Annotated in this window: 22 protein-coding genes and 1 riboswitch; of the genes, 13 read left to right on the forward strand and 9 right to left on the reverse strand. The window is 39.3% G+C overall.

Annotation, left to right across the window (positions count from 1 at the left end; translation table 11 throughout):
- Window positions 1–16: 16 nt before the first annotated feature.
- The 3 genes from J9537_RS05425 to J9537_RS05435 form a co-directional block, all read right to left on the reverse strand.
- On the reverse strand, window positions 17–922 hold the full coding sequence (locus J9537_RS05425; RefSeq protein ID WP_218257006.1) for a lactate/malate family dehydrogenase: 906 nt from the start codon (window positions 920–922) through the stop codon (window positions 17–19).
- Between the two features lie 86 nt (window positions 923–1,008).
- Entirely contained in the window at window positions 1,009–1,458 is a 450-nt protein-coding gene (nrdI, locus tag J9537_RS05430; protein WP_218257007.1) for a class Ib ribonucleoside-diphosphate reductase assembly flavoprotein NrdI, read from the reverse strand.
- A gap of 478 nt (window positions 1,459–1,936) precedes the next feature.
- Window positions 1,937–3,088 (reverse strand): hydroxymethylglutaryl-CoA synthase, encoded by a 1,152-nt coding sequence (locus J9537_RS05435; protein ID WP_218257008.1) that lies wholly within the window; start codon window positions 3,086–3,088, stop codon window positions 1,937–1,939.
- Between the two features lie 229 nt (window positions 3,089–3,317).
- Between J9537_RS05435 and J9537_RS05440 the strand changes: the two genes are divergently transcribed.
- From J9537_RS05440 to mgtA, 3 genes are all read left to right on the forward strand, one after another.
- Complete coding sequence (locus J9537_RS05440; RefSeq protein WP_218257009.1) at window positions 3,318–5,735, forward strand: hydroxymethylglutaryl-CoA reductase, degradative; 2,418 nt, start codon at window positions 3,318–3,320, stop codon at window positions 5,733–5,735.
- A gap of 264 nt (window positions 5,736–5,999) precedes the next feature.
- Window positions 6,000–6,169, forward strand: a riboswitch (M-box (ykoK) riboswitch).
- Window positions 6,170–6,344: 175 nt separating this feature from the next.
- Window positions 6,345–6,773: a GNAT family N-acetyltransferase gene (locus J9537_RS05445; RefSeq protein WP_245001294.1), complete on the forward strand. Its 429-nt coding sequence runs from the start codon at window positions 6,345–6,347 to the stop codon at window positions 6,771–6,773.
- A 199-nt stretch (window positions 6,774–6,972) separates the two neighbouring features.
- Window positions 6,973–9,627, forward strand: coding sequence for a magnesium-translocating P-type ATPase (mgtA, locus tag J9537_RS05450; RefSeq protein ID WP_218257335.1), 2,655 nt, complete (start codon window positions 6,973–6,975; stop codon window positions 9,625–9,627).
- Between the two features lie 46 nt (window positions 9,628–9,673).
- Here mgtA and J9537_RS05455 read toward each other — a convergent pair whose 3' ends face one another.
- The 3 genes from J9537_RS05455 to J9537_RS05465 all read right to left on the reverse strand — a co-directional run bounded on the left by J9537_RS05455 (window position 9,674) and on the right by J9537_RS05465 (window position 11,970).
- The gene (locus tag J9537_RS05455; RefSeq protein WP_218257011.1) at window positions 9,674–10,120 is read right to left on the reverse strand and encodes a GNAT family N-acetyltransferase; all 447 of its coding nucleotides are present in this window, start codon (window positions 10,118–10,120) and stop codon (window positions 9,674–9,676) included.
- Window positions 10,110–10,577, reverse strand: coding sequence for a GNAT family N-acetyltransferase (locus tag J9537_RS05460; RefSeq protein WP_218257012.1), 468 nt, complete (start codon window positions 10,575–10,577; stop codon window positions 10,110–10,112). The genes J9537_RS05455 and J9537_RS05460 overlap by 11 nt, the downstream gene beginning before the upstream one ends.
- Before the next feature lie 325 nt (window positions 10,578–10,902).
- Entirely contained in the window at window positions 10,903–11,970 is a 1,068-nt protein-coding gene (locus tag J9537_RS05465; protein ID WP_218257013.1) for an endonuclease/exonuclease/phosphatase family protein, read from the reverse strand.
- A 201-nt stretch (window positions 11,971–12,171) separates the two neighbouring features.
- Between J9537_RS05465 and J9537_RS05470 the strand changes: the two genes are divergently transcribed.
- Window positions 12,172–12,753, forward strand: a complete 582-nt coding sequence (locus J9537_RS05470; RefSeq protein WP_010746433.1) for a GNAT family N-acetyltransferase — start codon at window positions 12,172–12,174, stop codon at window positions 12,751–12,753.
- A 61-nt stretch (window positions 12,754–12,814) separates the two neighbouring features.
- On the opposite strand, the gene J9537_RS05475 is transcribed toward J9537_RS05470, so the two are convergent.
- Both J9537_RS05475 and J9537_RS05480 read right to left on the reverse strand, forming a co-directional pair.
- Entirely contained in the window at window positions 12,815–13,336 is a 522-nt protein-coding gene (locus tag J9537_RS05475; protein ID WP_218257014.1) for an LURP-one-related/scramblase family protein, read from the reverse strand.
- A 26-nt stretch (window positions 13,337–13,362) separates the two neighbouring features.
- Window positions 13,363–14,226 (reverse strand): Cof-type HAD-IIB family hydrolase, encoded by an 864-nt coding sequence (locus J9537_RS05480; RefSeq protein ID WP_218257015.1) that lies wholly within the window; start codon window positions 14,224–14,226, stop codon window positions 13,363–13,365.
- A 168-nt stretch (window positions 14,227–14,394) separates the two neighbouring features.
- Between J9537_RS05480 and J9537_RS05485 the strand changes: the two genes are divergently transcribed.
- The 9 genes from J9537_RS05485 to J9537_RS05525 all read left to right on the forward strand — a co-directional run bounded on the left by J9537_RS05485 (window position 14,395) and on the right by J9537_RS05525 (window position 22,354).
- Window positions 14,395–15,075, forward strand: a complete 681-nt coding sequence (locus tag J9537_RS05485; RefSeq protein WP_218257016.1) for a uracil-DNA glycosylase — start codon at window positions 14,395–14,397, stop codon at window positions 15,073–15,075.
- A 158-nt stretch (window positions 15,076–15,233) separates the two neighbouring features.
- Complete coding sequence (gene pta / locus J9537_RS05490; protein WP_010746429.1) at window positions 15,234–16,214, forward strand: phosphate acetyltransferase; 981 nt, start codon at window positions 15,234–15,236, stop codon at window positions 16,212–16,214.
- 253 nt (window positions 16,215–16,467) lie between these two features.
- Entirely contained in the window at window positions 16,468–18,057 is a 1,590-nt protein-coding gene (locus J9537_RS05495; protein ID WP_218257017.1) for an alpha-glucoside-specific PTS transporter subunit IIBC, read from the forward strand.
- Between the two features lie 19 nt (window positions 18,058–18,076).
- Window positions 18,077–19,408 carry a 6-phospho-alpha-glucosidase gene (locus J9537_RS05500; protein WP_028020723.1) on the forward strand — a complete coding sequence of 444 codons (1,332 nt, stop codon included), beginning with the start codon at window positions 18,077–18,079 and terminating at the stop codon, window positions 19,406–19,408.
- 64 nt (window positions 19,409–19,472) lie between these two features.
- A complete protein-coding gene (locus J9537_RS05505; protein WP_218257018.1) occupies window positions 19,473–20,252 on the forward strand; it encodes a MurR/RpiR family transcriptional regulator in 780 nt (259 codons plus the stop codon).
- Window positions 20,253–20,289: 37 nt separating this feature from the next.
- Complete coding sequence (locus J9537_RS05510) at window positions 20,290–20,742, forward strand: hypothetical protein (protein ID WP_218257019.1); 453 nt, start codon at window positions 20,290–20,292, stop codon at window positions 20,740–20,742.
- 2 nt (window positions 20,743–20,744) lie between these two features.
- On the forward strand, window positions 20,745–21,209 hold the full coding sequence (locus J9537_RS05515) for a PTS sugar transporter subunit IIA (RefSeq protein ID WP_218257020.1): 465 nt from the start codon (window positions 20,745–20,747) through the stop codon (window positions 21,207–21,209).
- Window positions 21,210–21,368: 159 nt separating this feature from the next.
- On the forward strand, window positions 21,369–21,836 hold the full coding sequence (tsaE, locus tag J9537_RS05520) for a tRNA (adenosine(37)-N6)-threonylcarbamoyltransferase complex ATPase subunit type 1 TsaE (protein ID WP_218257021.1): 468 nt from the start codon (window positions 21,369–21,371) through the stop codon (window positions 21,834–21,836).
- Entirely contained in the window at window positions 21,833–22,354 is a 522-nt protein-coding gene (locus J9537_RS05525) for a GNAT family N-acetyltransferase (protein WP_218257022.1), read from the forward strand. Before tsaE ends, J9537_RS05525 begins: the two co-directional genes overlap by 4 nt.
- 22 nt (window positions 22,355–22,376) lie before the next feature.
- Here J9537_RS05525 and J9537_RS05530 read toward each other — a convergent pair whose 3' ends face one another.
- Entirely contained in the window at window positions 22,377–22,910 is a 534-nt protein-coding gene (locus J9537_RS05530; RefSeq protein WP_218257023.1) for a 3'-5' exonuclease, read from the reverse strand.
- Window positions 22,911–22,933 lie beyond the last annotated feature (23 nt).

Below are 22,933 nucleotides of genomic sequence, written 5' to 3' on the forward strand. Positions count from 1 at the left end.
CATGATGTCCGTTTTTTTATATTGTCCCGTGCATGGAATGAATCGTCTGAATCGTCTGTTGCCATTTTACTTGTTCTGCATTTGAAAGATCTAAAGGAAAGCTTTCCATGATTCCTTGTCGTGAAAGCTTTGCTGGAGAGCCTACATAACAGTCTTCAGCAGGATGATAATGGCTGACTGGAGCGACTAGATAGTTATTATTCAGAATGGCTTCAACAATTCGTGAGGCCTGAATGGCAATCCCATAAGAAGTATAGCCTTTACCTCTGAACGTAACCCAGCCACCATCTCGAGCAGCAGCATCTAATGCTACAAGTTTCTCTTCAGATAAGGTATCTGTAATTGGTACTCCACCTATGCGAACACTTGACCAAGCAACGAATTGGCTTTCACCGTGCTCACCAATAACATAGCCGTCAATTGAAGAAGGATGAACGTTCAATTTCTGACTAACAGCATGTTTCATGCGTCCAGTATCTAACGTAGTACCTGTGCCTAGCACTCGTTCTTGAGGAAAACCTGTTAGTTCCTGCAAATACTGGGTGATCACATCACATGGATTGGTAATGTTCAATAGTATTCCATTAAACCCAGATTCTTTGATTTTTGGTGCCCATTCCTCCACGATCTTTTTAGTAAGGTTCAATTCTGCGAAACGATCAGGATTTCCTTCGAAGATGGAAATGTCGCCGGCTGAAAAAACAATGATGTCAGTGTCTGACAACTCAGCTAAATCAGGTTCGATTAGTCGTACTTGATTATTTTGTTCCATTTGTCCATCCATCAGATCATTTAATTCTGCTCTAAGAATAGCTTCTCTTGGCTCAAAAAGAACCAGCTCATCTACTATATTTTTTGAAATCAAGGTATAAGCTGTCGTACTTCCAACATGACCTACACCGATAATTGCGACTTTTCTCAATTCCAACACGCCTCTCTCAAAAAAATTCTTATTTTAAAAGAATGCCCCTAACATGAGAAAAAGTCAATAGAATAATTAGTAAATGATTAATTTGCGGCTTTCTCCTTTAAAATCTGGTACACATGCTCACAATCTGCAGAGGTCCCTCTTAGTTCATAATCCGCTAAAAAGGGAAAACCAAAAGCTTCACTATATTGTTTTGCGGTTAAGCAATATTGGTAGTTAAAGTTTTTGTTTCCACTGCCAACTACACCTAGACATTTTTTGTAGTTATCTTCGTATTCTAAGTATTCACGCATCACTTCGGTCAGGATCTCAGTATCCCCGCTATCTACACCGTTACCGCCTTCTAAATAGGTGGGAACAAAAGTAAAGAAAGGAGATTCTTCCACTTCAAAAATACTGTTCTCTGAAATTTCTTTGGCTGAAATCAATGGATTTGCTGAGTCTAACTCATGTTGTTCTTTCCCGTATTCCTCCAAGCGTTTTATAAAAGCTTTTGTATTTCCAGAGATCGAGATATATAAAATATTCATTAACTGACGCCTCCTATTTATTAAAATGAGTGAATCATAATCGTTTTATCTGACCACAGAATTATAACATGAAAAAGATAAACAAACAGATTGTAAACGGTTGCAAAAATCAGTAAAATGTGTTATAAATATAGATGTAAGGGGTAGGTCCCTAAGGTTGTAAAATTGTACAACAGAAATGAATGGAAGCAGTATTCATTTCAAAGTGAATGCCGAAATGGCAGAAAGGAAGTAGGGATTTGAAGTCTCCTTACCAAGTTATTCTAATCTAGCGGGGAAGAGAAATGTAGACAGTAGAACCATTTCTCCACTTAATGGTGAGGCTTAAACGAAATTCAACCACAAAGACGTTTAAGACCTAGACAAGAGTGTGAATATTCCAGAAATCTGGAATGAAGAAAAAACACTTAGCCATTAGACCTGCTAGATTATTTTTTTTGCCCAAAAAAGCCAGCTGAAAAGCTGGCTTTTTCGATAGTTATTTATTGTAATAACGAATATCACCACTAATTTTGTTTATTGCGTAATCAGTGGAATCAGAGAAAGTATACGTTTCTCCATCTGTCGGTAATTTCTTATTGAACATCGCTTCATATTCGTCAATCGACAATTGTTGACGACTTGAAAGCAATGCTTGATTTTCCTCAATTGATAGATAGGTTTTGTAATCATCCATCAAAGTCATTGAAAAGAATTCGCTGACTGCACCAGAGCCATAACTAAATAGACCAATCCGATCGCCAGCAGCTAAGTCCCCATTATCGAGTAGTGACATGAGCCCAAGGTATAAAGAGCCTGTATATAGATTTCCGACTTGTCGACTATATACAACCGCCTCATCATAACGAGCTTCAAGTCGTTGCTGCTCTTCTTCCGACATTTCAGAGAAAATTGCCCGCAGCGCTTTACGTCCCATTTTTGTATAAGGTAGGTGGAAAGTCAGCGCGGCATAATCACTACTATCTGTATGATTGACTTTTTTATTTTGTTCCCAAATACGAGTGAAGGAATCGATATACACCTGATTTGACATGTGACCATCAACTAATGGGTAATCATGTCCGGCCGGACGCCAGAAATCATAAACATCTTCAGAATAGAAGACACTATCATTGTTGAAAGCTAATAGATGTGGGTTTTTAGTAACTAGCATAGCGACTGCACCGCACCCTTGTGTCGGCTCGCCTCCGGTGTTCAGTCCATATTTAGCAATATCTGCTGCAATAACTAGAACTTTGCGATCCGGATGCAAAGTAACATAGTCGTTGGCTTGTTGAAGTGCAGCAGTACCACCGTAACAGGCATGTTTTATTTCAAATGAACGAGCAAATGGTTGAATATCTAACAGTTCATGGATGATAACTGACGCTGATTTTGAAAAGTCGGTGCTAGATTCTGTGCCGACAATTACCATGTCGATATTCTTTTTGTCCTCATCTGTAAGAATTTTCGCAGCAGCACTTGCTCCTAAAGTAACGATGTCTTGTGTCTCAGGAATAATTGCCATCTGATCTTGTCCAAGACCAATGTGAAATTTGTTGGGGTCAGTCTCACGTGCATTTGCCAAGTCCGTCATATCAAGATAATAATTTGGTACATGGAAACTGATTTTATCAATCCCTATATTCATATTGCTCCTCCTATTTCTAATTGATGAATAATGCTTCATCAATCAATTTCACCAGCATATCTTTCCACTAAATTACCAAAGTAAAAAAGTAGAGTAGACATTCTTTTCTTCCAAAGGTAAATATATCATAGAAAGGTCAAAATTAGTTAAGTTTGAATCTTAAGAAATTATAAAACTATCTATGCTATACTTACGTCTGGTTTTTAATGAAAATATTGGAGGTGCACTCTTGGAAGAAGTAGTTATTTTAAGCGCTGTACGAACACCAATTGGCAGATATAAAGGCAAATTAGCAACTGTTTCAGCCGTCGAGTTAGGTGCGTTCGCCGTAAAAGAAGCGATGAAACGCGCAGATCTCGCGCCAGATCAAGTTGAACAAGTATTCATGGGGAATGTATTGCAGGCAGGAAATGGTCAAAATGTCGCAAGGCAATCTGCAGTAAAAGCAGGAATTCCTTATGAAGTACCCGCCACGACAATCAATGAAGTTTGCGGTTCAGGAATGAAATCAGTTATTTTTGGAATGCAGCAGATTTTGCTAGGTGAAGCTCAGGTTGTTGTCGCAGGAGGAACTGAAAACATGTCACAAGCACCAAAAGTGACAAGTTTTGACTATTCTGCACAAGAGTGGCAGGAACCAAAATCAAGCATGATCTATGATGGATTGACAGATGCTTTTAGTGGCAAGCATATGGGACTAACTGCGGAAAAGGTAGCTGAAGAGTATCAAATTACTCGTGAAATGCAGGATCAATATGCCTATGATTCCCAAATGAAGGCTTCAAGAGCCAGTAAAGATGGAAAATTTGAATCAGAAATCGTTCCTATTCCTCTTTCGGATGGAAGCACGTTATGGGAAGATGAAGGGATTCGACATGATTCAACACTTGAGAAAATTGCTTCTTTAAAGCCTGCTTTTAAGGAAGGAGGCGTTGTTACGGCGGCTAATGCTTCGACTTTGAATGATGGGGCATCAGCGGTTGTTCTAGCGGCGAAATCCTATGCGATTGAGAATGGATTAGCTTATTTAGCGGTTATCAATGGCTATAGTGAAGTGGGAATTGACCCTAGTATCATGGGGATGGCTCCAGTTTCAGCGATTAATAAACTATTACACAAAGCAAACCGAACGATTGACGAAATTGATACGTTCCAAATCAATGAAGCATTTGCGGCTGCTTCTGTCGCTGTTCAAAGGGAATTAAAGCTCCCTAATGAAAAAATCAACGTCTATGGTGGTGCAATTGCACTAGGACATCCAATCGGAGCTAGTGGAACACGGATTATCACGACTTTGATCTCAGAGCTTGTACAAGAGGACAAACAGCGAGGCGTCGCAAGTCTCTGTATCGGTGGCGGCTTAGGTCTAGCTTTGATGATAACGAAAGCTGAGGATCAAGAAACTGCAAAAAAAAAGTTTTATCAAATGACCCAAGCCGAACGATTAGCTAAGTTGGTCAAAGAAAAAAAGTTGTCGGCGAAGGAAGCGGCACAACTAGCCACTGAGACAGTATTACCAGAGAAAATCGCGAATCATTTAATTGAGAATCAAATCAGTGAGTGCTCCATTCCACTTGGATTGGCACAAAATTTCGTCATTAATGGAAAAAAAAAGCTTATTCCAATGGCGACAGAAGAACCTTCTGTTATCGCTGCTGCTAGTAATGCAGGGAAGATAATCGCTAAATCTGGTGGAATCACGACACGTGTGATGAATCAAAATATGGTTGGTCAAATTGTTTTGCGGAACGTTACAGATTTTGAGAAAGTGAAAAAAATCGTTGATGCCAACGAACAAAGCTTTTTTGCGGTCGCTGAGAGAAGCTATCCGTCTATTTACCAACGTGGCGGTGGAGTACAATCGATAAAAGTGCGTACCTTTGAAGAAGGTTATGTTTCTATCGACTTAGAAGTGGATACAAAAGACGCGATGGGAGCGAATATCTTAAACACAATGCTGGAGGCTGTTGCTCAAGAAGTCCGACAACTAATGCCAGAAGCAGATATCTTATTTAGTATTTTAAGCAATTATGCGACACAGTCTCTCATTGAAGCGAAATGTGAAATTTCATTGGAACAGCTCTCACCTGAGTTGGCTGAAAAAATTGTTTCTGCGAGTGAATACAGTAAGATTGATCCGTATCGTGCGGCTACCCATAACAAAGGCATTATGAACGGCATTGATGCTGTGGTATTGGCAACTGGAAATGACACACGTGCTGTAGCCGCTGCGTGTCACGCATACGCGGCACGAAACGGTCGATACGAAGGGATGACTGATTGGTCTATTCAAGAGAACACCCTCATTGGTAAACTGACTTTGCCTATGAAGGTTGGAATTGTTGGAGGAGCAACAAAGGTTTTTCCAAAAGCGCAATTAAGCTTGAAGTTATTAGAAATAACGTCTGCTGAAGAGCTAGGAGAAATCATCGTGGCTGTTGGATTGGCTCAAAATTTTGCGGCTATTCGTGCATTAGTCACAGAAGGAATTCAAAAGGGACACATGGCGATGCAAAGTCGTTCGTTAGCGATTACTGCAGGCGCCACAACTAGTGAAATCCCACAAGTTTCTAGACAATTAAGAAAAGCTGAACGAATGAATTTAGCGACAGCTGAAGAAATTATAAAAAAACTTCGTTTGGGTTAATTAAAAGAGTCGAAAACGATTGAGTAGAGCAAGAGGCTCTACTCTTTTTTATAGAAACAATCGTTATTTAATTATATCCTCTCAGATTTTTCTGAACTTTTATATAAACTATAAATTAATTTGAAAACTTTTTTTAATAAAAAAATCGCTTTAAATCAATATGAAATTGGATTTTTCAAAGTGTGAATAAAGGGATCAACGGATTTTTTTCATAAAAAAGTTTGACAGACTCGTTATTACTTGTTATATTGTGTTCGAAAATAAAATATGATTTGTTAGGTGAGGCTCCTATACAAACATAGGCTACTGCCCAAAAATGTCGAGAGACGCCAATGGGTAGAACAGGAACTGTCGAATACAAGGCTTTTCTTAAGGTAGCTAAGATGTTTGTCTTTACGTTGTATAGTGCCAAAACTCAACGATTAGATCGACTATACGACTTTGTCTCTTTAGGATGAATAATAGTAAGGCTTTTCGCTGAGTTTTTGAGCGAAAAGCCTTTTTTACGTAGCAATCATTATTATTTTTAAAACAAGAATAAGGAGGAACAATCATGGTAAAACAGTGTTCACATTAACAAAGTGGAATAGCCCATTATATAATGAGGCCTTGACACTTAGAAACAACGAGTTAAAGCTAAGCTCTGGTAAGCAACTTCTATTCCAAGCACCTAGAGAGGAAAAGAACGATCTTCACTTGGTTGTCAAGCGAGGGAATCGAGTAGTAGGAACGCTATTACTACATCCGATCTCAAACAAATGTGCTCAGATCAAACAAGTTGCAGTAGATGCTCATTTTCAAGGGGAAGGGTTAGGAAAAAATTTATTGATTTATGCAGAACAGATCGCGAGGAGTTTCGGCTTTTGTTTCGTTTTTTTAACTGGTAGAAAGCAAGCATGGGGATTTTATGAAAAATTAGGATACCAGGCGATTTCTGATGATTATGAAGAAGGCAGATTGGTTATGAGAAGCTATAAAAAGAAGATTCAATCATCACTTGAACAAACAGAAAAAAAGGAGATGAAAACAAATGGATGACAGTAGCTCAATAATTACGGGTTTATGGCAGAAAAGAACAAACAAGATACTATTGTCTATTTGTTTTTAACCTCCACTTTTCTCCATAAGCCCGTCGATTGCAGGAGGGGTAAGGATGAATACGGTAAAAGATATGGCTCTATACTTGTTTATAGGGATAGGATTATGGCATATTTTTTTCGGAGAAAAGGAGAAAAAAATGAGACAACAAAAGAAAGTAACAACAAGGACAGATTATAGTTTATTTGCTAGAAAAACAGTGAAAAATATTTTTGAGACGTTTAATACATCGACATTGGGATTATCAGCTGAGGAAGTTTTAGAAGCTAGAGAAGCATTTGGTGAAAATAAGCTTCCTTTAAAAAAGGCGACACCATTTATCATAGAAGTTCTAAAAGCATTTATTACCCCTTTTACTTTGGTACTAATTGGGTTAGGATTCATTTCTTTGGTTACAGAAGGGATCTTGCCAGAAGCAGGTGAGAAAGATTTCTTTGGCAGCGGCATTATTTTGGTTATGGTGTTAGTCAGTGGAACAATGACACTGGTACAGTCTGTTCGTTCAAATAAAGCGGCAGAAAAGTTAAAATCATTGGTCAAGGTAACGGCAACGGTTCGTAGAGAGAATCGTTATAACGAGATTCCGATGGAGGAGATCGTCTGCGGTGATCTAGTAAAACTTTCCGCAGGGGATATGATTCCAGCGGATATCCGTCTGATTACCACGAAGGATCTATTCATCTCACAATCTGCTCTAACTGGCGAAAGCTATCCTGTTGAGAAAAGTGCTGGTGAGATAATGGGGAATAAGAATTCTGAAACTAGTTATGATAATTTGGTATTTATGGGAAGTAATGTAATTAGTGGAAGTGCTGAAGGCGTTGTAATTGCCACAGGTGCAAATACATTGTTTGGCGATGTCGCAAGTTCTTTATCGGACACTCCCGTTCAAACAAGCTTTGAGCTAGGAATTCGTAAGACCTCTTTCTTATTTATTAAATTCATGGCCTTGATGGCGCCAACAGTGATTGTTATTAATGGATTTACTAAAGGGGACTGGATGGAAGCATTTCTATTTGGTTTATCCGTTGCTGTAGGTTTGACACCGGAAATGCTGCCGATGATCGTAACGACTAATTTGGTCAAAGGTGCTACAGGGATGGCGAATAATGGCACAATTATCAAGAACTTAAACGCGATTCAAAATTTTGGTGCAATTGATGTTTTATGTACAGATAAAACGGGAACCTTGACCCAAGACAAAATCATTCTCGAATATCATTTGGATTGTGATGGAGAAGAGGATCATCGAGTTCTAAGACATGCTTATTTAAACAGCTATTATCAAACAGGATTAAAAAATTTGATTGATGTTGCGATTATTGAATCTACCAAGCAGGAATTAGACACCGATGCGATTCGTTACAAAAAAGTAGATGAAATTCCTTTTGATTTTCAGCGGCGTAGAATGAGTGTTGTTGTGGAGGATCAACAAGGAAAAACTCAAATGATTACAAAAGGCGCGATTGAAGAAATGCTGGAAATTTCCTCTTTCGTAGATTTTAAAGGGGAAGTCACAGAATTAACAAATGAATTAAGAAAAAAAGTATTACAAAAGGTACACGAGTTAAATGAAGATGGCTTACGTGTCATCGGGGTCGCTCAAAAAACGAATCCTAGTGTTGTCGGTGAATTTTCAACTGCTGATGAGGCAGAGATGGTGCTTATAGGCTATTTAGCTTTTCTAGATCCACCAAAAGAAACCACGAAACAAGCATTGAAGGCATTGAAAGAACACGGTGTAGGTGTGAAGGTTTTAACAGGCGACAATGCCTTAGTGACAAAATCTGTTTGTAAGCAAGTTGGATTAGGAACGGAAACAATCATTCATGGAGAAGACTTAATTCATTTAAAAGAAGATGAATTAGCGGAGATCGCAGAAAATTACAATGTCTTTGTGAAGCTAAATCCGCAGCAAAAACAGAAAATCACGAGTTTGCTCAGAAAAAATGGGCATACGGTTGGATTCCTCGGAGATGGGATCAATGATGCTCCGGCAATGAAGGCAGCCGACGTTGGAATTTCTGTTGATACTGCAGTGGATATCGCGAAAGAATCTGCAGACGTCATCTTGCTAGAGAAAGATTTGATGATTTTGGAACGAGGAATTCTTTCAGGAAGAGAAACCTTTGGCAATATCATGAAGTACATCAAAGCTACTGCTAGTTCAAATTTTGGGAATATGTTTTCGGTATTAGTAGCTAGTTCTTTTCTGCCGTTTTTACCAATGCTGCCGCTACAAATTCTCTTCTTGAATCTGATTTATGACATTTCTTGTATTTCAATTCCTTGGGATCGGATGGATAAAGAGTATTTAGAAAAACCAAAAAAATGGACTGCCTCCAGTATAGGTAAGTTTATGGTCTGGCTTGGACCAACTAGTTCAATCTTTGATATTACCACGTATTTATTGATGTATTTTGTGGTCTGTCCAGCTGTCATTGGCGGAAGCTATCACTCATTGTCACCAGATCAGCAGGTAGCTTTTATCGCTATTTTCCATGCAGGCTGGTTTGTCGAGTCGCTTTGGTCACAAACCTTAGTTTTACATGCGCTGAGAACTCCCCAGATTCCATTTATTCAAAGCAGAGGGTCATTTATCATGACGGTCATTACAACTTTAGGGATTGTTGTAGGAACCTTGTTGCCATTTACAAATTTCGGACAGAATTTGGGATTAGGTATCTTACCTAATCAATATTGGCTATGGTTAGTTGTCACGATTTTGGCTTATCTTTTGCTAGTTACCTTGGTAAAAAAAATCTATATCCAACGTTACCAAGAACTTTTATAATAAATCACGCCTCCGAAAAATTAATTTCAGAGGCGTGATTTATTATTTATTTTTTATCTGCTCGCAAATAAACCATGTCGACGAGTTGAACGCCTTGGTCAATTATCGGTTCGTGATAGTTGTCTGTAAAGAAGTTTTCTACACGATGAGATTCTTGAAATCCACACTTTTTATAAAAGTTCAGGATGCCAGGGACATCACCAGTTCCAACATACATCGTTTGATACTGAGTTAAAAACTCATTGAATAAAAACTGAATCATGGCTTTGCCATAGCCTTTACCATGCTCATTTGGCATCGTCGCGATATTTTTCAGTTCACATTCCGTTTCATTTAATCGTGTGACAACGGCTTCGCACTTCAGATCGTCATCATACAGGACAAACATACGCCCGCTATCAAGGTACCGATCAATCATGTCTTCTTGTTCGTCTGCTAAAAGAAGCAAATCTAAAAACTTTTTCTTATTTGAATGAATTTCTTCAATTTTCATTTGAGTTCTCCTTAGTGTTTCTTATTTTTAAATGCAGGATGGGAAAAGCGTTCCCCTGCTCGTCAAATTCTGAACGACCAGCTAGTTGAAAGCCCATGTGCTGATAAAATCCTATTCCTTGATCATTTTGTTCATTTACATCGACATACTTTATCTGTTGTTCGTCAATTGCGTATTGAAGCAATTTTTTACCGATTCGGTTTCCTCTGAAATGAGCAGCAACAAAGAGCATCTCGACTTTTTCATTTTCGATTCCAACAAACCCGACAAGAGTTGGGTCGTAATAGCCATAAAGCTGATCGATCATTAATAGAGCGTTCTTTACCTCAGGCTTTAAAGACTGGATGTCTTCTGCTGTCAAAAAGTGGTGGGTAGCTGCCACCGAACTTTCCCAAATCAGCAACAAATTTGCGAGTTCATTTTTTTTCTTTCTATTTACTTGTTTAATAGTTCCCATTTAGCAATCCTCCAATTTTTGTAAGGAAGAAGTGTTTTTCTCCGCAACAAATAAAGAGCACCCAAAATGGCTCTTTAATGAAGACGATGAAACCTTTCTTATTCCTCCTTCAAACGATGTTTCATCTTATAGTAGTTTTCTTGTTTGAAGGAAAGCAATTGTGCGTATATTGAAGACAAAATGTCGCATAGAGAACAACTCTTTTCTTATTTTTCTTAATTTTAACAAGGAAAAAAAGGGAATGCAATTTCTCATGGAAGAGTAGATCAAAGGAGAAATAAAAAAAGACAGCAGGCTTATTTTTTAAAGCTGCTGCCTTCGAGGATTATTTCAAACTAAAATCTAGGTAGACGGGATTATGATCAGAATATTTAAATTGCATATCCTTTACATGAACATTTTTAACATTGATGTTATCCGAAACAAGAAAACCATCAATCAAAGTAGTATACGTGGTTCCTTTTTTATAGGGCTCGTTTAAGGCACGAGCGGATGGAATTTTTTCTTCAGATAGCTTTCCATTAGGCAGGTGAAAGCCTGCTGGAAGTTGATCTTTTGGAAATGGATGCGTCCAGGTTTCTCGTTTTTTGGTCGTGTCAAAAACCTCAGGACTATTTCCTAAGACATCGTGATTATAGTCTCCTGCGACCAAAACATAGTTGCCCTTTTTATACTCATTTTCCATCACATCAAAAATCTTTTTTAATTGAGCTGCTTGAATCGAGCGGTCTTTAGTAAAAGCGGATAAATGCGTGTTGATCGCAATCAGCTCATGATCCCCCTTAACTGGAATACGGCTAACGGTGAAGGCGCGATCCAAGTCAAAGAATTTATTGAAATTTGTCTCGATTGGTAAAGAGTAGCGCTTGCTGCTGGTTATTTCTGCTTTACTCAATGTCACAAGTCCAGACTTTGCTTGACCGATGGGATCTGTAAAAGGATAGAAAAGGTAAGAGGAATCATAATTTTGACCATACAAACTATTGTATGCAGGCAGGTGCTTCTTCAACCAAGCAACTTCATCCACATGCTGCGAACGATCGCCATCTTGATCCACTTCTTGATAAAAGGCTAGTGTCGGTTCTAGCTCCTTTGTCGTATTCACAATTCCCTGCATGTTTTCTTTAACGGTTTCTTTGTCATATGCTCGTGAGTACTTCCCGCCATCCATAAAAAAACTATAGCTTGGTGGATAAGCACCGTATCCTACATTATGACTCATTGCGCGATACGTTTTATTTGTTTCAAGAGTTTGGTTATGCGAATTGTTTGGTTCTAAGGTTTGATCGTCAGGCAGACGGTCATAGCTTGCGAATAGGTAGATCAGGTAGCCGCCTAATACAAGGATGATTGCTGCAATAACTCCTAAAAAAATTTTTACTATTTTTTTCATTGATTTTCCTCCTAAATAAACGAAAACGCCCTTAATAGTTCTTATCTATTGATTTTAAACACAGCAATATGGAAATGAAACTGGTCAAAGTAATCATAGCAAACTTTTTACTGAATACAAAGGAACCGCACTTTCGAAAATCGGCGCCTCATGGTACACTGTGAAGGTAGTATCAAACGTTATTAAAAGAGAGGTTTTAAAATGATTCGATTTGCAAAAAAAGAAGATGGAGCGGCCGTAGCTAAACTGATATTGGTTATTTTAAAGGATATGGAGCTGGATTTTCTTGAAGAGTTTGGAGAAGAACAGGCCTTAGAAGCTATCGCTGCTTGCTTTGAAGATCCAACCTACCGCTTTGGATATGCAAGAGGGCTTGTGGAAGAAATCGATGGCGAAATTGCTGGTGCTGTTTTTGGTTATCCGGCGAATAAGGAAGCGATTATTGATCTGCCCTTACAAAAATATTTGAGGGCTCAGGGGATTGAAGATGAGGTTCAAATGTTTATTGACCCAGAGGCCTTTCCGAATGAATGGTATTTAGACTCGATTGCGGTTGATGAACGATTCCGCGGTCAAGGGATTGGTTCGAAATTATTAACAGCTGTCGATCGTTTAGCGACTCATGAAGGAGAAAAAGTGATTGGATTAAATGTTGACAAGGCGAATCCAAATGCGAAACGACTTTACCTACGAGACGGGTTCAAGGATGTTGGCGAAATCGTGATCAGCGGACATGTCTATGACCATATGCAACGAAAAGTAAAAGCCTTTGATAGAGGTTAACTTCTGACAAGTTGCTGAGAAAGAATGCGAAAAAAGAGCTATGACGATGCAGTCATAGCTCTTAATTTTGAGAAAAAGTCACTTCAAAGGCCGTTTCGGACTCTTGCTGTTTGTTTCGATTGTAGAGCCAATAATCCATGATGGCTGCTACACAGATGCAGACTGGGGCATCTGCCGGATTGGTGACATCTAGAACATAATAATCACCTGTTAGCAAAGTCGCCTTATCCATTGTCATAATTGATTGGTTGAAGTGGTTGATTTTATATTTATGATTATAAATATCTCCATAAACAGCCCAATGAAGCTGTTGAATGTAATAGAAGTCGCCAGGCCAATGGAAAATTTTGTGAAGCACACCTACTTTTGTGTGATCACAATAAATTTCAAATTTGCGCCCGAAAATCACACTTGCCTGCTTGATATAAGCGACGATTTGACCATCCATGGCATATAGAGATAGTACATTTCCTTTTCGTCCCCAGTGGCCAACCATTAAGTATAAAGGAACTCCCTTATTGTCTTTGACGATCGTTCGTGTCATGGAACTTAGTTGTTTTTCTTGAATAAAAAATTCGGTCATGTTGTATCACACCTTCTAATTATCCATTATTCAGAAAGAATTCGATCGATTGCCGTTGCTACTCCATTTTCTTCATTCGTATCAGTGACATGTTTAGCAATTTTTTTGATGGCGGGTGCTGCATTGCCCATCGCAAAGCTAGTGCCAGCGTATGTCAGCATACTGACATCATTGAAATTATCTCCAAGAGCCATCACTTGCTCCGCAGTAAAGCCCCGTTCTTCGGCAAATTGTTTTAAGGCAATCCCTTTTTGAGCATTGACGTGATTTATTTCTATATTCGTCAATTCAGAAGCGGCAATTGCTAAATCACCCATTTTTTCTAAAACACCAGTAACTTCTTTTAGCTGTTCGGGTCCGTTTTTGTCAAAAGCAATGATTTTTAATACGTCTTCATTTTTTTCAATTAATGTTTGACGCATATCTTTGACGAAAGTAATCGGTGTTAAAGATAAATGTCTAGAAGAAGCCGCAATCGCCATTTTTTTAGAGATTCCAGGCATCTTTTCTAGAATATGTTCAGAGAAAAATTCGATTCGCATCGGCTGATTTGAAGAGTAGACATGCTCGGCAGTAAAAATTTCATAATAAAGGTCGGCATCTTCCAGCGCGTCCATTACTTCAAATGTCTTTTCCTTGCCGATCGGAATCGTAAAAATGGTTTCTCGTTCTGCGTTTACGACATGAGCGCCGTTTAATAAAATCATTGGTACGTGAATGTTCGCTTCATCCAAAGAAATTTTGGCGTGGCTCATTCCGCGTCCAGTAGCTGTGATAAATTCAATTCCTTGAGCTTGAGCTTTCCGAATGGCTTCGATATTTGCTGTCGGGACTTGCATTTGATCATTCAACAGTGTACCGTCCATATCAGAGGCAATGAGTTTTATCAAAATTATTCACCTAGCTTTCCTATCATACAACGATAGTGTACCATAATCCCAGAGAGGATAACCATGTCGAGGATATTCTTTAAAAAGAATTAGTTGAACAGGAAAAATAGAGTGGAAGGATTAAACCGTTTTTCTATTGCAAATTATTTCAAACAGGAGTGAGTGAACGTGAAAGAAATCATCCATAATGACTGGCAGAATGTTTTAGCCGATCAATTTCAGGCACCATATTATTTAAAGCTGCGTGAATTTTTGAAACAAGAATACAGTACGCAACGAATCCATCCAGATATGTACCATATTTTTGAAGCACTTGAATTAACCCCTTATGACAAGGTGAAAGTTGTCATTTTAGGACAAGATCCTTATCATGGCGTAGATCAAGCACATGGACTGTCCTTTTCTGTTCAACCTGGTGTAAAAATTCCACCATCCTTACGGAATATTTACCAAGAAATGCAAAGTGATTTAGGCATTCCGCCAGTTCAACATGGAAATCTCGTAAGTTGGGCGAAACAAGGCGTATTGTTGCTTAATACAGTCTTGACTGTGCGAGAAGGGCAGGCGTATTCTCATCGAGGACAGGGCTGGGAGCAATTGACAGATGCGATTATTGAGCGGCTAAACGAACGGGAAAAGCCCATTGTCTTTATCTTGTGGGGAAAACCGGCTCAGGAAAAAATTAAAATGATTGATACAAGCAAACATGCCGTTGTGAAATCTGTCCATCCGTCACCATTGTCTGCTCATCGTGGATTTTTTGGGTCAAAACCTTTTTCAAAGACGAATCAGCTATTGACGGAATGGGGCGAGGCACCGATTGATTGGCAATTACCTGAAACAGTGTAGTATGACAACGGTTTCTGTTATAGAGACAGTTTGTGAAAAGGCTCTTAATTCACATTTACTAGATTTTAATTAGTAGTACAGATGCTTTATTCTGTCCTTTTCTTTTCATGTGAAGTATTGTATGATAGATAGGAAATAAATATCTGGAGGGTTTTATTGTGGAACTATTTGATAGTTTGAAATTTAAGATTATTCGTCGCAACATTAAAGTTGCATTTCCTGAGGCAACTGACGCACGTATTTTAGGGGCTGCCTCACGGTTGAAAGCGGAAGAACTAATTGAACCAATCTTGATTGGGAATATGGCTGAAATTGAAAAAGCTGCGGGCGCTCGTGGAATCGCTTTAAGCAACTTCACGATCATTGATCCTGATCATTTTGATCGCTGGGATGAAATGGTAGAAGCCTTTGTTGAACGCCGTAAAGGAAAAGTCAGCAAAGAAGATGCTGAAAAGATTCTTAAGGATGAAAATTACTTTGGTACAATGTTGACTTATATGGGTATCACAGACGGAATGGTTTCTGGTGCGATTCACTCAACAGGAGATACAGTTCGTCCAGCATTGCAAATTATTAAAACGAAACCAGGCGTAAGCCGAACAAGTGGTGCGTTCTTAATGGTTCGTGGTCGTGACCAAGAAAAATATCTGTTCTCGGATTGTGCCATCAACGTAAATCCAAATGCTCAAGAATTGGCGGAAATTGCTGTTGAATCAGCAAAAACTGCAGAATTATTCGATATTGAGCCAAAAGTTGCAATGATGAGCTTCTCAACAAAGGGCTCTGCAAAAGCTCCAGAAGTAGAAAAAGTTGCTGAAGCGACAAAAATCGCTCAGGAATTAGCGCCAGATTTCTTAATCGATGGCGAATTACAGTTTGATGCTGCCTATATTCCAGGTGTGGCACAACTAAAAGCCCCTGAATCTAAAGTAGCTGGTCAAGCAACAGTCTTTGTTTTCCCAGAGCTTCAATCAGGAAATATCGGCTATAAAATTGCCCAACGCTTCGGTGGATTTGAAGCTATTGGTCCAGTCTTGCAAGGATTGAACAAACCAGTTTCTGACCTTTCACGCGGGTGTAACGAAGAAGATGTATACAAACTATCAATTATTACAGCAGCCCAATCATTGATGAGCTAGTCTCGAAGGGCTAAACGATAAAGAATAAAAGTAACAAAGGCAAGAATTCGCAATTAGACGAATTCTTGTCTTTTTTTCTGTCAATAATCGAAACTGGGGGAGGTTGGGAAATTTCCCAGTCCCAGACACTTGGTGACAAGCTTGGAACCTAATTCCCAGAGTTGTCTCAGAATATTGTAAACGGTTTATTCGCCCTGTATAGTCTGAGGTGTAAACAGGAAAATCAATAATTGGAAGGAGAGGTATTGTTGTCATGATGGAAAAGATTCAGCGCTTTGGAGGAGCAATGTTTACCCCTGTACTATTATTTTCTTTTTCAGGAATAATGGTTGCTCTATGCATTATTTTCAAAAACCCAATGCTTGTGGGCAGCATCGCCAATGAGGGGACGACTTGGTACTCGATCTGGAGCATCGTTGAAAATGGTGCTTGGACAGTCTTCAATCAGATGGAACTACTATTCGTTATCGGGTTATCCATTGGGCTAGCGAAAAAGGCAAATGCTCGAGCAGCGATGGAGGCATTCGTTGTTTATACGACCTGTAATTATTTCATCTCATCGATGTTGGAGTACTTTGGAAACTTTTTTGGAGTAAATTTTGCAGCAGAACCAGGTGGAGAGAGCGGGCTTAAACTAATTGGAGGAATCAAAACATTAGATACCGGAATTATCGGTGCGATTTTTATTTCAGCAATTGTTGTTTTTTTACACAATCGATACTTTGATACAAAGCTGCCGGATTTCTTGGGTATCTTTCAAGGATCGTCGTTTATTGTCATTTTAGGATTTTTCTCAATGCTGCCGATTGCCTTTCTGATTTGTTTGATTTGGCCAAAGGTTCAACAAGGAATCGGTTCTTTGCAAGGTTTCTTAGCAAGTGCAGGGATCTTTGGGGTTTGGCTCTACACCTTCTTAGAGAGGATATTGATCCCAACAGGTTTGCATCACTTTATCTATACGCCATTTGTATACGGGCCAGCAGTTGTTGAGGAAGGGATCACCAAATATTGGATGGGGCATCTGCAGGAATTTGCTCAGACAACTAAGCCATTAAAACAATTATTCCCAGAGGGCGGCTTTGCTTTACATGGAAATTCTAAAATTTTTGCTTCTCCAGGAATTGCGGCAGCTTTCTATTTTACTGCGAAGCCAGAAAACAAAAAGAAGGTATTAGCTATTTTAATTCCAGCCACCTTGACTGCTGTGTTAGCTGGGATTACAGAGCCTTTAGAATTCACTTTCCTATTTGTATCGCCACCGCTATTTGCTGTACATGCATTTTTAGCAGCATCGATGGCGGCGACAATGTACGGCTTCGGTGTAGTAGGGGATATGGGCGGCGGCTTCATTGATCTGCTGGCGAAGGTTTGGATTCCATTATTTCAAAATCATAAAAGCATGATCTTTACTCAGTTATTTATCGGACTGGCGTTTATTTTGATCTATTTTGTCGTTTTCCGCTTTTTAATTCTACGGTTCAATCTGGCAACGCCAGGGCGCGAGGAAAATACCCAAGACATTAAATTGTACTCAAAAAAAGATTACAAAGCAAAACAAGGCGGCAACGCACCCGTTTTAGAAGGTGCGAATCAATATACTGAACAAGCAGCTGTTTATTTAGATGGTTTTGGCGGAGCGGAGAATATTGAAAAAGTGAATAATTGTGCCACCCGTCTACGAATTACAGTTAAGGATGAGACACTTGTACAACCTGATGAAGTGTTTCGATCAGGCGGCGCTCATGGCGTTGTACGAAATGGCAATGCGTTTCAGGTGATTGTCGGTTTAGATGTGCCGCAGGTTCGTGAACAGTTTGAAACATTAATGAACACAGAAAATTAATAAAGGGAGCGTATGAAGAATGAAGAAATTTTCGATTGTTATTGCAGGTGGGGGAAGTACTTTTACTCCAGGAATTGTTTTGATGTTATTGGACAACTTAGATAAATTTCCAATCAGACAAATAAAGTTTTACGATAATTTGGAGGAACGTCAAAATCATGTGGCGAGTGCCTGTGAGATTTTATTAAAGGAACGTGCACCAGAAATCAACTTTGTTGCTACGACAGATCCAGAAACAGCCTTCACAGACGTAGACTTTGTTATGGCTCACATACGTGTTGGATTGTATGCGATGCGGGAAAAAGATGAAAAAATCCCATTAAAATATGGTGTAGTAGGGCAAGAAACCTGCGGGCCTGGGGGAATTGCTTATGGGATGCGTTCGATTGGCGGCGTATTGGAATTAGTCGACTATATGGAAAAATACTCTCCAGACGCTTGGATGCTGAATTATTCGAATCCGGCGGCTATTGTAGCAGAAGCGACTAGAAAATTAAGACCAGAATCAAAGATCATTAATATTTGTGATATGCCTGTTGGAATCGAAGAACGGATGGCGCATTCGATCGGCTTGAATTCACGTAAAGAAATGGAAGTTCGCTATTATGGTCTGAATCATTTTGGCTGGTGGACAGATATTCGCGACAAAGAAGGCAATGATTTGATGCCACAGATTAAAGCGCATGTGAAGGATCATGGCTATTCATTACCGGAAGAGATTGAAGAATCTCAGCATACGGATGCTAGCTGGATGCATACCTTTGCAAAAGCAAAAGAGGTTTACGCGTTGGATCCAGATACATTACCAAACACCTATTTGAAATATTATTTCTATCCACAAGATGAAGTTGCACATGCAAATCCTGAATTTACACGTGCAAACGAAGTGATGGCTGGTCGGGAACAGCATGTATTCAGCGAATGTGACCGTATTGCAGAAGCAGGAACCGCTGAAGGCACCTCTTTAGAAGTGGATGAACACGCAAGTTATATCGTGGATCTTGCTCGCGCGATCGCTTATAACACACATGAAAGAATGTTGCTGATTGTGCCAAATGAAGGAGCCATCGTCAACTTTGATGAAACAGCGATGGTAGAAGTACCCTGTGTTGTAGGTAGTAATGGACCAGAACCATTGACGCAAGGAAAGATTCCACGCTTCCAAAAAGGCTTGATGGAGCAACAGGTAGCAGTAGAAAAATTAGTGGTTGAAGCTTGGGCAGAAAAATCTTATCAAAAATTGTATCAGGCGTTAGCACTGTCAAGAATTGTTCCAAATGCTCGGATTGCAAAAGAATTATTGGATGACCTGATTGAAGCAAATAAAGAATTTTGGCCAGAATTAAGCTAGTTGCGATGAAAAACAATATTTTTTCCTCCTCCATCACGTATAATAGTGTAGGAGGGGGAAAATTATGACATTAGAGCAGTTGATTCATCAACATTTAGCAGAACTGAGCGAACTGGATAAAGATATCTTACAATTCATGCTGGCGAATCCCGAAAAAGTTAGATCTTCAGGAATTATGGAGCTTGCCGATATGGTCCACGCGTCCAAATCATCTGTATTAAGAACAACGAAGAAGCTTGGCTTTTCCGGCTACTCAGAATTAAAATATTTTCTGCGGCATACGGAAATCAGCGAGCAGCAAGAAACGAGCGAGAAGAATATTTTTGAGAAGCAACTTGATGATATCAAGAAGACAATTGAGTATATGCAATCAGTGAACTTGGAACCAATCAACGAGATGTTTGATCGAAGCCAAACGATTTATTGCTATGCTACGGGGTTTTCTCAAAAAAATATTATCGATGAATTCTACAAAATGTTATTAAATGTGGATAAACGAGCGCTGGTTTTGCCAAACAAAACTGAGTTGGATATGGTAATGCCAATGATTACCCAAAATGATTGTGTAGTGATTGCTTCATTAAGCGGAGAGACAGATGATGTGAAAGAGAATCTTACAGCGTTTGAAGTTCGGAAAATCCCGGTACTGGCGGTTACGGCAGTCGGAGATAACTATTTTGCTAGACATTGCACGCATCATTTAAATTTTTATTGTGACTTTTTCGTTATTGGCAGGAGAAGGCTTCAATCACAATCTTTGATTGGACTAAGCTGTTTAATGGATTACTTGCTTCGGTCCTATGGCATTTATACACTTGAAAAAAGTACTGATTCCACAACTTAAATATATCTAGATTTTGACACGAAAGGGAGATTTTAAAATGATAGCGCTTAAATCTTTGAGAGTGAAAAGAAATGTGTTGATTGGCTATTGGGTCCTGATGCCAGTGCTCTTTTACTTCTATTTATTTTTAGTAAGCTTCAATCAGCAGGTGACCATCCAACAACTTATTCTTCAAATTCCAGGATTAACATTAGGTTTGCTACTGTCCTTTTTAATGCTCTTTCAAGCAGCTTGCCTCTATTTTATTAGTTCTCAAAATGAGAAGAACCACTTTGTTGAGAAACGTTTCTTAGCCTTTAGTTTGGTTCAGCAAATATTGACGGGAAATATTATTGGCGCTGCCTTGTGTTTTTTCTATAATAGAAAAATAGTTGCTGAAAAACAGTCCATCTCACGCAATACAATGTTCATTTTTTATTTTGCGATTGGATTTATTAGTTTAATTACAGTAATCATCTTATTTATTGCGATGAGGACGAAAGGAGGATAAACATGTTTTCGATGTTTAAAAAAAAGAAGCAAGGGGTTATTTTTAGTCCTGTGAAAGGACAATTGATTCCTTTGTCTGAGGTAAGTGATCCTGTTTTTTCTCAAGGGATGATGGGACCAGGTTTTGCGGTTGAACCTGCATCAAATGAGATTTTCTCACCTGTTACAGGGATAGTAACCAGTATCTTTCCAACTAAGCATGCGATTGGGCTTGAAATGAGTGATGGGAAAGAAGTTCTGCTTCACATTGGTATTGATACGGTTGAGTTGCAGGGTCAAGGATTTGATGTTCTTGTTGGTGAAGCTGCTAAGGTCACACCCGAGACAAAGCTGGCTGTTGTAGATCGAGAGTATTTGAAGGCACAGGGAAAAGCAAGTACAATTATGGTTTTATTCCCTGGGGATACCGAAAGCTATGTAACAAAATCGAAAGCCGTTGAAGCAGCAGAAGAAATCAAGTTCACCTAATTAAATATACTGAATAATCAATAAGATAGGCTAAATGCTTATCTTTTTTTGTTTATCTAAAAACACGCTTTAAACGGAAGCAAAAATGAAGAATCTTTTTCTTTTCTCTCAATGCTTAAATCGTTATACTAAGTTGGTAGTAGAAAAGAGGGGATTTGCGTGATTACGTTAATAGATACAGCAGCAACGGAACGTTTAGGAAAAATGATTGGGACAGCCGCACAGGCTAGCGATAATTTAGTGTTGACCGGTGATTTAGGGGCGGGTAAGACGACCTTAACTAAAGGAATCGCTTTAGGTCTAGGAATCGACCAAATGATTAAAAGTCCAACCTATACGATTATTCGAGAATATCAGCAGGGGCGTTTACCGCTTTATCATATGGATGTCTATCGGATCGAAACAGGGGCCGATGATTTAGGTTTAGATGATTATTTTGAAGGTGACGGCTTATCGGTGATTGAGTGGGGGCAACAGTTAGGCGAGTATATGCCAGAAGATTATCTGGAATTGATTTTAGCAAAAGACGATCAAGATGAAACGATGCGTCGTGTTGACTTCATCGCGAATGGAAAACAAGCGGAAGAATTTAAAGCACGAATTTTGAAGGCGTGGGAAGCAGAATGAGTGAAGTTGAGATCACATTGAGAGAAGCAATCCCGGACGATGCGGCAGATTTATTACAAATTAGCCGCCAAATCGCGAAAGAAACTGATTTTTTGATCATGGATGAAGTTGGCTTAGGATTAAGTGAGGACATGCTGAGTCTGCAGTTGGCAGATTTATATGAAAGTGAGAATAACTTGCTTTTATTGGCCTTTGCTGATGAGCAAATTGTTGGAATGGCTTCAGTTAAAGCCGCATCGGAGTACACTGTTTCCCACATCGGTGAGATTGGGATTAGCGTGCTGAAGGAATTCTGGGGAATCGGTTTGGGAACGGCGCTGCTTGATGAGGTTATCTATTGGAGTGAGAATGCCTCGTCCCTATACCGTTTAGAACTGACCGTTCAAAAAAGAAATGAACGGGCCATTCGTTTATATCAAAAGTTTGGATTCAAAACAGAAGCAACAATGGTGCGGGGAGCCCGTGATGCACAGGGTGACTTTTTAGATGTATTGCTGATGAGTAAATTGATCAAGTAAAAAGCGAAGCGGAGTGCTTCGCTTACATGGGCAATACTAATTTTTTTAGTGGATCGATCCCAAAATGATCTTCCTGATAAAGCAAAATCTTTGCACAGGCACGGCTGTCCTCCAAGGCATCATGATGATGTTCCAAAGGGATGGAAAGCTCCTTACACACTGTGTTTAGTCGATGGTTTGCCATTTCAGGAAACAGTCTGCGACTGGTTCGAACGGTACAAAGAGAAAGGTAAGAGGGGTGCTCTAAATGATAGTAGTCGAGACAACCAGCTAAAACCTTTGTATCAAAGCCGGCGTTATGAGCGACGATCAAACGATTCTCTTTATAATAGTGTTGGATCTCTTGCCATACCTCAGGGAATTTCGGTGCATCCTCCACATCTTCTGGGTGAATCCCATGAATTTGGATGTTTTTCCAGAAGAATTCAGTCTCGGGTTTGATCAATGAATAATACTCTCCGACAATTTGGCTATTTTTTACCATCACCAATGCCAAGGAGCAGGCACTGTGAGATTGATAGTTGGCTGTTTCAAAGTCCATTGCGATAAAATTCAACAGATTCACCTCTTCGCCAATGT

Source organism: Enterococcus raffinosus (assembly GCF_019175485.1).
GTDB classification, from domain to species: Bacteria; Bacillota; Bacilli; order Lactobacillales; family Enterococcaceae; genus Enterococcus_A; species Enterococcus_A raffinosus.